At 60.0% G+C, this 13,041-nt stretch carries 3 protein-coding genes; 2 read left to right on the top strand and 1 reads right to left on the bottom strand.

Annotation, left to right across the window (positions count from 1 at the left end; translation table 11 throughout):
* Positions 1-42: 42 nt before the first annotated feature.
* Entirely contained in the window at positions 43-2,301 is a 2,259-nt protein-coding gene (katE, locus tag FFB58_RS01595) for a catalase HPII (RefSeq protein WP_138368777.1), read from the bottom strand.
* 197 nt (positions 2,302-2,498) lie between these two features.
* Between katE and cedA the strand changes: the two genes are divergently transcribed.
* Positions 2,499-2,753 carry a cell division activator CedA gene (gene cedA, locus FFB58_RS01600; RefSeq protein WP_072036627.1) on the top strand — a complete coding sequence of 85 codons (255 nt, stop codon included), beginning with the start codon at positions 2,499-2,501 and terminating at the stop codon, positions 2,751-2,753.
* A gap of 439 nt (positions 2,754-3,192) precedes the next feature.
* Positions 3,193-13,041, top strand: coding sequence for an autotransporter outer membrane beta-barrel domain-containing protein (locus tag FFB58_RS01605; RefSeq protein ID WP_171029917.1), 9,849 nt, complete (start codon positions 3,193-3,195; stop codon positions 13,039-13,041).

Genomic DNA, 13,041 nt, shown 5'->3' on the forward strand with positions numbered 1-13,041 from the left:
GAAACGTAGGCCGGGTAAGGCGTAGCCGCCACCCGGCTTTTTTTACGCCGGAATGGCCGCGATTTTACTGCTGCGGGACCACACCCGGTGCGCCGCCATCAGCAGCGTCAGTTCATCCATAAACGCGCCTGCCGCCGTATCGCCTTCGATAATCCCTTCTTCGCCCTGATCCGCCACCTTCAGCAGCGGCTTGAACTGACGGGCATCGCCTGCCAGCGCAATCGGCTTGAGGTGCTTATAGGCTTCCAGCAGGTAATAGGCCGCATCGCCGTTAGTGAGAAGGCTCTGAATATCCCCGCACGGCACCACCACCGCATCCACGGTCAGCGACGGAGAACCGGCGAAGGTTCCGGCCACCGGCAGCACCGAGCCGTCGTCGGCAATGACTTCACCCATTCGCGAGTAGAGCAGCTTCGCATGCACGCCTTTGGCCTTCAGCGCCTGCAGCACCGCCAGCACATCGCTGGCGCGAGGCTTATCGTTCAGCAACACGGCCACCACGCGACCTTTGATATCGCCGCCGGGAACGGCATACAGGCTGAGGGACGGATCCTTTTTCAAGCCGTTCACATCCTGCGGCGGAACAAGGTTGCGCTGCTCGTCGGTCAGGGTGATACCCAGATTGTCCGCCACGCCCTGGGCCAGGGTGATATCAATATGTGCCAGCTGATCCACCACCCGCTCGCGGATGTAGGTGCGCACCACCTTGCTCAGCTCAAAGCTGAAGGCACCGATAATATGCTCCTGCTCCACCGGCGTCTGGCTGTGCCAGAACAGGCGTGGGTGGGCGTAGTATTCGGCGAAGGAGGGGCTGCGCTCGCGGATTTTGGTCCCTTCCACGCGCTCCTGATACGACTCAAAGCCGCCGCGTTTTGGCCCCGGCGGTGTTTCGCGCGGCCAGTTGTCGTTGATCGAGTTCGGCTCGTAGTTGGCCGGGTTGGTGTCGATCTCCATGCGGTGCATCCCGTCCCGCTGGAAGTTATGGTAGGGACAGGTTGGTTTGTTGATCGGGATTTCGTGGAAGTTTGGCCCGCCGAGGCGGCTGATCTGCGTATCGGTGTAGGAGAACAGACGCCCCTGCAGCAGCGGGTCGTTAGTGAAGTCCAGCCCCGGAACGATATGCCCCGGGTGGAAGGCGGCCTGTTCGTTCTCGGCAAAGAAGTTGTCCGGGTTACGGTTGAGCACCATTTTGCCCACCAGCTGCACCGGCACCAGCTCTTCGGGGATCAGCTTGGTAGGGTCGAGAAGATCAAAGTCGAATTTGAACTCGTCCTCTTCCGGGATCAACTGGAAACCGAGCTCAAATTCCGGGAAGTCGCCCGCCTCAATGGATTCCCAGAGATCGCGGCGGTGGAAGTCCGGATCGCGCCCGGTAAGCTTCTGCGCCTCATCCCACACCAGCGAGGCTTTACCGGCCACCGGCTTCCAGTGGAAGCGCACAAAGGTGGCTTTGCCTTCGGCATTGATCAGGCGGAAGGTGTGGATGCCAAAGCCTTCCATGGTGCGATAGCTGCGCGGAATACCGCGGTCAGACATCGCCCACATCACGTTGTGCAGGGTTTCCGGCTGCAGGGAGACATAATCCCAGAAGGTGTCGTGCGCGCTCTGACCCTGCGGGATCGCCCAGTGCGGCTCTGGTTTTACCGCGTGTACAAAATCGGGGAACTTGTGTGCGTCCTGAATAAAGAAGATCGGCGTGTTGTTGCCCACCAGATCAAAAACGCCCTCTTCGGTGTAAAACTTGGTGGCGAAGCCGCGAATATCACGCACCGTATCGGCGGAGCCTGCGCCGCCCTGCACCGTAGAGAAACGGACAAAGACCGGGGTAATTTTATCCGGGTCGGAGAGGAAATCGGCTTTAGTTAAATCGCTCAGGTTTTTATACGGCTGAAAATAGCCGTGCGCGGCCGAACCACGGGCGTGCACAATACGCTCCGGGATGCGCTCATGGTCAAAGTGAGTGATCTTCTCCCGCAGGATAAAGTCTTCCAGCAGGGTCGGGCCGCGGGTTCCGGCGCGCAGGGAGTTCTGATCGTCCGCGATGCGCACCCCCTGGTTAGTGGTCAGCGGGAAGTTCTCGCCGCCTTTGCGGACTTCATCCAGCGCATTCAGTTTCTGGTTGCCGGTATCGGGTGCCTTCAGGCTGCCGGGCGCTGTGGGCTCCTGGCCCGGTGGCGTAGGGACCGGGCTGGCGAGGTGAGAACCGTCCGCCGGGGCCAGCGAGTCCATTCCGGGCTCTGCTTCATGGGCGTCGTGAAGCGGGGATTGTTCGGGTTTATGTGTCTTATCATTTTGCGACATTGCACTCGTCTCCTGTTTTCATTGCTGAAACGCGGTCGTATTTGCCTTAAAACCCAATAACTATAGAACATTAAGGGTTATAAGCTGGGTGAATACCCAATTTCGGACTACCGCTTACGCTTCAGCTGGCACGTGGGGCGCGACGCAGAAGGGGCAATCGGCTATGATAGGAATTTACTGATTTTTAAGTTTGTTTAGTGAACCCGCTGCTTATGAAACCTCTTCGCCAACAAAATCGTCCTGTAATCAGCTATCAGCCCCGCGTTGAACCCGCGCCGCCCGACCACGCCACTAAAATGGATGGCTTTCGTGACGTCTGGCTGTTACGCGGTAAATATGTGGCTTTTGTACTGATCGGCGAACGTTTTCGTCGTTCCCCGGCGTTTACTGTGCCGGAGTCTGCCCAGCGCTGGGCGGTTCAGGTCCGGCAGGACGAAGATATTCAGGATTAATTATTCTGTGTCATGGTGATCCCGTTAATTAACGGGATTACAGGATAATTATTGTCTATAGCAAATTATTGTTTTATTCCCATTGGGCATTAATTATTTTTTTAAATTCATACCTTCTCTCTATTTACTTTTGGTAATCTTTTCAATGGCTTTTTTAGCGCGTGATTTAACTTTTTGATTTACATTGGGAAATATAATGTAATATTTCATGCGTTTAATTCTATCCTTTTAGTGTTGCGTCTTTTTCTAATACTATCTGGACAGAAAAATGAATAAAACCCACACCTCAATGATGACGGGATTTACTCTTTCTCGTCTCACTGTCGCGATCCGAAACGCGATCCCTGTATTGGTCCTGGCATCCCTGCCCGTGTACGCCGACACTATTATTCCCAGTCAAAGCACGACTTTTACCCTATCCGGAACTGAACCCTTTGTGATGCCTTCGCCTAATGCAATTACCGTCACATCGGGTAGTGCTATTACCGGCGATGTCACGCAGGACTGGCAGGTGACCGTTGATGATGGCGCAACGGTTAACGGAGCAGGTTTTGGTCTGAACCTGGGATCGTTGACGGGGGGAACCGTGCTTAATCTCGGCGGAGATGTCACCACTACCGGGGGCGGATCCGGCGGCAACGCTGCAGGTATTAAGCTCAATCAAGGCGGAACGATAAACATACTAAGCACCGGGTCCGTGGCCAGCAGCAGTGACGGGATATTTCTCACCAACGGCGGCACAATAAATAGCAGCGGATCGGTAAGCGGTACCGGTGGCGGCACTTCGGTCTATTTAAGCTCCGGCACAACCGTCTATAACGGTGATGCATCGTCGTCGATTGGCGGAGGATACGGCATTATTGTTGATAGCGGTACTGGGACCCTGACCAATGCCGGTAATATTAATGTGCTTCATAACGGAATTTGGGTACGTGATAGTGGAAATGCCGTCATTAATAACCAGGCTGGCGGGGTTATCAATTCAACCAGTACTTCTAATAATGGGATTGATATTGGTAGTTCTGGTACGGTTGATATTACCAATGCGGGAATCATCAGCGGCAATGCCGGTATTTACATAGGATCGGCTGGCAATACGCTCACCAATAGCGGCGCGATCACCGGTACCGGCGGCACGGCAATCTCGCTGGGCGGTAACAATAATACTGTCATTTTTAATACCGGCACCGAAATCGGGGGAAATATCACCTCAAGCGGCAGCGGAAATACATTAACGTTAAACGGGCAAGGTGCACTGGGCGGGAACGTCACGGGTCTGGCAAGTATTACCAGCGCGGCGGATCCAGGTCTTGCCTGGCTGTTGAACGGTACAACCTACAGTACATCCGGCACCACGGCAGATTCACTGCTGATTCAAAGTGGTACCTTGATTCTGAATGGCGCCCTGACCCACAGCGGAACAGGGGGCGGTACAACTATTAACCCGGACGCCATATTCCAGTTGGGGAATAATTCCGCCAGCGGCAGCGTCACGGGCAATATCATTGATAACGGCACGCTGCGTTTCTCCCGCACGGACAGTTCCACCTTTGCTGGCGTGATAAGTGGAGACGGGCTGGTTAACCAGGCGGGAAGCGGCGAAACCATTCTCAGCAGCGCGAACACCTATACGGGCGGGTCGACTGTTGATGGCGGCACTCTGAATGCAGGCAATGCCGGAGCCCTGGGCACGGGCGATGTTGCAATCAACAGCGGCGGGACGCTGGTGCTCTCCTTCGGTGCTGGCACCTTTGCCAACGCCATTGCCAACGGCGGGCTGCTGAACGTCACCGGCGCGGGGAACACGCTCAACAGCGTGATTACCGGGGCGGGCGAGAACCGCATCAGCGCGACTGATACCGTCATTGCGGCAGATAACAGCGGATTTTCCGGCCTCTGGAATATCCTCAATAGTGGTTCGATGGATATCACAGCCAGTAATAACCTCGGCACCGGGGCCGTGCAGTTAAACGGCATTCTGAACATTGCGCCGACGGCGGGCGGCTTCACCCTGGCGAACGCCCTTTCCGGGGCGGGTACGTTAACCGTTTCGCTTGTAGGGGGCACTCCCTTTGATTTCGCCAGTAGCGTCGGAACGCTGTTTACCGGGGTGCTGGCGATGGGGCCGGGCACTTTCAACCTCGCCGGTAACAACACCCTGGCATTAACCAACGCCCGGTTGCAGCTGGATACCGGCAGCATCACGACGGTGGGCAGCGGCACCCAGGCTATCGGCAACCTGACCCTTAACGGCGGTATTCTCAGCTTCAATAACCTGCCGACAGGGGTGATTAATACCGGACAGCTGGATAAGACCTCCGGAACGGTGCGCGTTGATCCGACGGTCATCGCCGCTAACAATACCAGCAATTTACTGCTGGCTGACGAGGGCACGGGCACCCAGTTAATCACCTCGACCGGCAATACCGGCTCGTCGGCCAATCTGACACTGCAGGATCTGGCGGGAAATGCGATTGACTCTTCCTCAACCTCACAGGCGAACATCACCCAGGGCGGTAGCACCGTTGCGATTGCCACCTATGGCAATTTCGGCCTCAACGACACTAACGGGCTGGGCGTCGGTTATACCCTGAACCAGCTCGATCTGCAGGCGGCGCAGACCCTGACCCTCTCCGGGGATACCACCACCCCGGCCGGTGCGGCGGATATGAAGGCGCTAATAACCGGGGCGGGCAATCTGGCGATCAACGCCACCGATGCGATTACCCTGACCAATGCAGGCAACACCTTTACCGGCACCACGACGGTAAACAGTGGCGTACTTCGCGCTGGTGCCGTCAATGTGATTGACGACAGCAGCCAGCTGAATTTAAACAGCGGCACAGCCTTCGATTTGAATGGTTTCGATCAGAGCGTGAATAATCTGACCGGGGCGGGTAACGTCACGCTGGGGGCCAATGCCCTGACGGAAAATACCACCGGCAGCGTTGCCTACGCCGGGACCATTACCGGCAGCGGGGCGGTCACCGCAGCGGGGGCGGGAACCTGGATCCTGACGGGTAACAATAACTGGACCGGCGGTACAACCATAGATACAGGGGTTTTGCAGCTGGGCGCGGGCGGAACCAGCGGGGCAATCACCGGGAATATTACCAACAGCGGCGCTCTGATCGTCAATCGCTCCGATGCCCTCACCCTTGATGGCACCATCAGTGGTTCGGGTACGGTTACTCAGAACGGCACCGGGGCAACGACCTTAAGCGGGGCGAACAGCTATGCCGGTGGCACCGCGGTAAACGCGGGGACGCTGAACGTGGCCAATGCCACCGCCATGGGGACGGGTGCCGCAACGGTCAGCAGCGGCGCAACGGCCAATCTCACCTTTACCGGCGGGACCCTGACCAACACCATCGCCAACGCCGGGCTTGTTAAGGTGACCGGCGCGAATAACACCCTCAACAGCGCCATTACCGGGGCAGGAGAAAACCGCATCAGCGCGGCAGGGACGGTGTTGGGAGGCGATAACAGCGGATTTACCGGCAACTGGAATATTCTCACGGGTGCCGCCGCAAACATCACGGCTGCGCAGAACCTGGGTGATACTGCTGCGGTTCAGCTTGATGGCACCCTGAATATCGCCAGCGGGCCTTACACCTTCACCAGTCCCCTGACCGGGGCCGGGCTGATGACCGCCACGCTGACCAGCGGCAGTGCCTTTAACTTTGATAACGCCGTCGGCAGCGCCTATACCGGGACACTCCGGCTCGGGCAGAGCAATTTTGCCCTCTCGGGCGATAACACCAGCACCTTGACCAACGCCACCCTGCAGCTGGATAGCGGCAACACCACTACCGTCGGCGCGGGGACGCAGAATATCGGCAACCTGACGCTGAACGGCGGCACGATGATCTTCGCCAATATGCCCACCGGCGTGGTAAACACCGGTGCGCTAACCTTGACCGCCGGGACGGTGCAGATCGACCCCACACAGGTGGCAGCCAGCGGCGGCAATCTGCTGATCGAGGATGAAGGCGCAGGCGAGCAGCTGATTACCGCCGCCAACACCAGCGGTTCTGCGGCGAATCTGACCCTGACGGATCTGCTGGGCAACGCGCTCAGCAGCTCGCAGGTGAATATCGCTCAGAACGGGGCCACGGTTGCCATCGGCACCTACGGTTACAGCCTGAACAATACCAACGGGCTGGGCGTCGGGTTTACCCTCAACCAGCTTGATGTGCAGGCGGGCCAGACCCTGACCCTCTCCGGCGATACCACCACCCCTGCCGGGGCGGCGGACATGAAAGCGGCCATCATCGGCAGCGGAGATCTGGCGATTAATGCCACCGACGCCATCACCCTCACCAATGCCAGCAATGCTTATACCGGGGCCACCACGGTTACGGGCGGCATACTGCGTGCGGGCGCAGCTAACATCATTGATGACAGTAGCCAGCTCACGCTGAACGCGGGAACGGCATTTGATCTGAACGGTTTTGACCAGAGCGTGAATAACCTCAATGGCGCGGGTAACGTCACGCTGGGGGCGAATGCCCTGACGGTGAACACCGCCGGAGACGTCACTTACGCGGGTGTGATCGGCGGTTCCGGGCCGGTTACCTCTGCGGGGACCGGCACCTGGATCCTCACCGGCGACAATACCTGGACCGGCGGCACCACGCTGAGCGGCGGCACATTGCAGCTGGGGGCGGGCGGCACCAGCGGCTCGATTGTGGGCGACGTGGTCAACAACGCGGCCATGGTGGTTAACCGTTCTGACGACGTGACGCTGGCGGGCGCGATAAGCGGCTCCGGCACCCTGACCCAGAACAGCTCCGCGACCGGCACCACCTCCCTGACCGGAACAAACACCTATACCGGCGCGACCACCGTGCAGCAGGGTACGTTGCAGTTGGGCGACGGCGGCACCAGCGGCGGGCTTGCCGCCGGGAGCGCGGTGACGATCGACACCGGCGCAACCCTGGCATTCAATCGCAGTAATCTCCTGACCGTGGCGAACACCCTTGGCGGAGACGGCAACGTGGTGCAGCGGGGCAGCGGAACAACCCTGATCGTCGGAACCAATGCCTACACCGGCGGAACCACCGTTGAAGCGGGCACGCTAAACGCGACAAACGCCAGCGCGCTGGGAACCGGGGCGGCGACCGTCAACAGCGGCGCGGCGCTGCTGCTCTCGTTCACTAACGGCACCTTTGCCAACGCCATTGCTAATGCCGGGCTGCTGGACGTGACGGGAGCGGGAAATACCCTCAACAGGGCCATCTCCGGGGCCGGGATTAACCGCATCAGCGCGCAAAATACGACCCTCGGCGGGGATAACACCCTCTTTACCGGCACCTGGGATATCACCAGCGGCGCGTCGGCGAACGTGGCGGCCTCGCAAAATCTGGCCGATGCCGCAGTGCAGCTGAACGGCGCGCTGAATATTGCGCCACCGACCGGCGATTACACCTTTACTAACACCCTGACCGGCAACGGTCTGATGAACGTCGCCCTCGCCAGCGGCAGCACCTTTGCGTTTGATAACGCCGTGGGCAGTGCCTATACCGGCACGCTCCAGCTGGGGCAAAGCCTGTTTAACCTGTCGGGAGACAACACCACTACTCTGACCGGGGCCACGCTGCAGCTCGACGCTAACAGCCTGGCGACCGTCGGCACGGGAACCCAGACCATCGGAAATCTGACGATGAACGGCGGGGCGCTGGTCTTCAACGGCCAGGTGCCTCCAGGCCAGCCGGATGGCTCGGTGGCGGTGGGCAATTTAACCCTGACCAGCGGCCAGATCCGCACCGAAGCGCCCACATCCGGCGTGCCTAACCCGGCACCGTCGGGGCAGAACCTGATGGAAGAGGATGACCAGGCGATCCTCTCTCAGCTGGTCTCCGCCTCCGGCACGGTAACCGGAACGGCAGGCAACCTGACCCTGACCGATCACGACGGTAACGCCATCAGCGATCCGCAGCAGTTTGCGGTAACCGAAGGGGGCACCGCCGTGGCGAATGCCACCTACAACTATGCCCTGAGCACCGGAACCAATAACGACGGCCTCTATATCCAGTACGGCTTAACCACGCTGGATCTGATCAACGCCCAGACCCTGCACCTGGCGGCGGATGCGGGCACCGTTGGCGCAGCGGCCACCCTCTCGGCGCAGGTGACCGGCAGCGGAAACCTGGACGTGAACGCCAGCGCGGCGGGGCTGCAGACCGTCACGCTCAGTAACAGCGGCAACAACTACACCGGGACAACCACTGTCTCCGGGGGAACGCTGCGTCTGGGCAGCAACCAGGCGCTGGGTAACACCAGCCTGCTCACCATCAACAGCGGCACCAGTACCAACATCAACGGGATGACCCAGACCATCGGCGCGCTGGCGGGCGACGGCGGGCTGGCGATTGACGGCGGTAACCTGACCATCAGCAACGGTGGGACCTTTGGCGGGGTCGCCAGCGGCGCGCTCGGCAACCTGACCCTCTCCGGCGGCACGCTGATCATGACGGGGGCCAATACCTACACCGGCTTAACCAACATCAACACCGGGGCAACGATGCAGGTGGGGGCAGGCGGAACCACAGGCAGCGTTGCCGGGCCGATCGTTGACAACGGCATTCTGACCTTTAATCGCAGCGATGACGTCGTCCTGCCGGGTGCGGTGGTGGGCAGCGGGGAACTGCATCAGGACGGGGCCGGGACGCTGTTTATCAACAATGACGTTGCCGTCACCGGGCCGGTGGTGATCAACGCCGGGACGGTCAGCATCGGGGAAGGCACTGCCGACGGCAGCGTCGCCGGAAATATCGTTAACAACGGCGCGCTGCAGTTCAACCGCGGCGACTGGAGCTACGGCGGAGAAATTAGCGGTACGGGGACCGTTGAACAGGTAAGCGGCAGCCAGACCACCCTCACCGGCGCGAACAGCTACAGCGGGGCGACAACGGTAAGCGCGGGTACGCTGAACGCGGCGAATGTTGCCGCCCTCGGCACCAGCGCCGCCACAGTAAACAGCGGCGCGACGCTGGCGCTCTCGTTCGCTGATGGCATCTTTAGCAATGCGGTCGCCAATAACGGCGTGCTGGATGTGCTCGGCGCTGGCAATACCCTTACGACCAACATTACCGGCTCGGGGATCAACCGCGTCAGTGCTAATCAAACCACTCTTGCCGGGGACAACAGCGGCTTTAGCGGTAGCTGGGATATCACCTCCAGCGGCGGGGCGACCATCACCACCCAGGAGAATCTCGGTGCTTCGCCGGTGCAGTTAGACGGCATCCTGAACGTCAGTCCGGCCAGCGGCGGGTTTACCTTTGTTAATGCCTTGACCGGCAGCGGCCTGCTCGCCGCGACCATGGGCAGCGTCAGCGACGCCTTTAATTTCGCGGCCACGGCGGGCAACGCGTTTAGCGGTACTCTGGCGCTGGCTCGTGGCACGCTGGCGCTGGAAGGCGACAATACCAGCGCCTTATCCGCTGCAACGCTCTTCCTGGGGGCTGATGCCACGGCCACTCTGACCAGCGACCAGACTATCGGCAACCTGACCTTTAATGGCGGGCTGCTGGATGTGGCGATGAAGACGCCATCGACGGCCGATATTCTGACGGTCAATAACCTGAACGTCGATCCGGCCACCAGCACGTCTGAGGTGGGCGTGGTGAATCTGCGGGCCGGCGAGTTGCCTCCATCAACAAAACCGGACGATAACTTCCTCGATCAGGATAACGAGGTGGATAACGGCATTCAGGTGGTGAAAGCCACAACCGTCAGCTCGGAAGGGACGCAACTTACCCTGCTGCTGGACGGGGCCGCCCCGGCGGATGAAGTCGATCAGGTCTCCGACGGCTTTGGTCACGACGATGTGCTGGCCACCTATGGATATACCGCCGTCATGACTGCGGGGGCGAATGCCCCTGGCGGCCCGGGACTCTACGCGGGCTATATGCTGAAGGTGCTGAACAGCCAGTCGACGGCGGTGATTGACACTACGGGCGCGACGGACAACACCCTCGGTGCGAAACTGACCGGGGTGGGTGATTTCGAGTTCCGGGCCAACGATGACACCCTTACGCTTGCCAATACCGCCAACGATTATCAGGGGCAAACCACCGTCACCAGCGGCACTGTTCAGCTCGGGGGAAATAACACCCTCGGACAAACCCGCGCCCTGAATATCGCGGCTGACGCCACAACGGATCTCAACGGCTTTAGCCAGACCATCGGGGCGTTGAACGGTGCGGCGGGCAGTACCCTGGCGCTGGATGGTGGCGCGCTGACCATCACCAACGGCGGGCAGAGCGACGGGGCCTTGACCGGCGGCGGCAATCTGAACCTGACCGGCGGTGAACTGACTATCAGCAATGCCAACGACGACCTTAGCGCGGCGGTAGATATTGCCAGCGGTGCCACGGCGCGGCTGAAAGACGGCGGCGCGCTTGGCAGCGGTGATGTCGCCCTTGACGGCACGCTGGTGCTGGATACGGTAAGCGGATCCTTCGCCAATGCGGTGCAGGGTGCGGGCACGATGAACCTGGCCAACGGCAGCGATGTGTCGCTCACCGGGAATAATGCCGGGTTTAACGGCACCGTCGATATTGACGCCGCCAACCGTCTGACGGTGCAGCAGCCGTCGAACCTCGGCAGCGCCGCTATCACCAACGATGGCGAACTGGTGCTGGACGCGAGTGATACCTGGGCGTTCGCGAATGCCATGAGCGGCAGCGGTCTGTTAACCAAAGCGGGCACCGGGATGGTCACGCTTGGCAGCGATTATGCCCATACCGGCGGAACGCACGTCGAAGCCGGTACCCTGGCGCTGGATAACAGCGCGGCGGCGCTCTCCGGCGGCGGTGCGGTCACTGTGGATGAGGGGGCAACGCTTGGCGGTTACGGCACCATTGTGGGCGATGTCACCAGCCGGGGTACTGTCTCCGCGGGTGATGCCATTACGTCGCTGACCGGTGGTGCAGGCAATCTGACGATTCAGGGCAACCTGAACAACTTCAACGTCGTCAATCTGGCGGGCAATACCGTCGGCAACACCCTGACGGTGACCGGGAACTACGCCGCCCAGAGTACGCTGGTGCTCAATACGGTGCTCGGCGGCGATGATTCGCAAACCGACAAGCTGATTGTGCAGGGCGATACCAGCGGTCATACCGATGTTATCGTCAACAACAGAGGCGGAAGCGGGGCCCCGACCGTCAACGGCATCCAGGTGATTGAGGTAAACGGCGCGTCGAACGGCGACTTCACCCTCGCCAACCGTGTGGTGGCCGGTACCTATGACTATCAGCTGTTAAAAGGCACACCGACCAGCAACGACGGCGACTGGTATCTGCGGGTGCCCGTTGAGCAGCCGGTAGTGCCGATTCGTCCGGAAGCGGGGGCGTATCTGGGTAACCAGAGTGCGGCGATGGATATGTTTACCCACAGCCTGCACGATCGTCTGGGGGAGAGCCTGTTCGTCACCGGGAACGGGCAGCAGGTTGACGCCCCGTCGGCGTGGATCCGCACCTTCGGCAGCCGTACCGACAGCCGCAGCGCGGGCCAGATTGGTCAGGACACCTGGAGCAACGGCCTGCAGCTCGGGTTCGATCTCGCCAGCAACCTGCAGGTGCAGAACCGCTGGCAGGTGGGGGTGATGGCGGGCTACGGCTCGGCGAGAACCCGTAACCAGAGCGATGGCCAGGACACGGTGGCGCGCAGCGAAGTGGACGGTTACAGCGTAGGGCTGTACGGCACCTGGTTTGCCGACGGGCGGCCACAGGGGACCGGGCCGTACATCGATACCTGGACGCAGTATGGCTGGTACAACAACAAAGTGAACGGGCAGGGGCTGCCGGAACAGAAATACGACAGCACCACCCAGGCCGTGTCAGTTGAAGGCGGCTGGGCCTTTAACGTCTATAACACGGAGCTGATGAGTTTCTTCATTCAGCCGCAGGAGCAGGTGATCTACACCCATTACGATGCGGACGACGTGAAAGAGGACAACGGTACTAAAGTCAAAATGAACGATGGTGGGTTCAGCAACCGTCTCGGGGTGAGGGTGTACGGCTACTCTTCCGACCGCGAGGGTCGCCAGTGGCAACCGTTCATCGAAGCCAACTGGCTCTATAACGGCTATACCGACAGCGTAAAAATGGACAGCACCCGTCTGGAATCTGATACGCCGAAACACCGCTACGAAGTGAAGGGTGGCGTGGAAGCGAAATTCAATAACCAGTGGAGCATGTGGGCGAACGTCGGCACCCAGCAGGGCGGCAGTGACTACCGCAGCATTGAGGGTGGTCTCGGGGTGAAATACACCTGGTAA

The organism is Enterobacter sp. MF024 (assembly GCF_005843915.1).
GTDB classification, from domain to species: Bacteria; Pseudomonadota; Gammaproteobacteria; order Enterobacterales; family Enterobacteriaceae; genus Enterobacter; species Enterobacter barmai.

Bases quoted from the DNA above. Each gene is read 5' to 3' on its own strand.
- FFB58_RS01605 (WP_171029917.1), top strand. From the start codon at position 3,193: ATGCCTTCGCCTAATGCAATTACCGTCACATCGGGTAGTGCTATTACC.
- katE (WP_138368777.1), bottom strand. From the start codon at position 2,301: ATGTCGCAAAATGATAAGACACATAAACCCGAACAATCCCCGCTTCAC.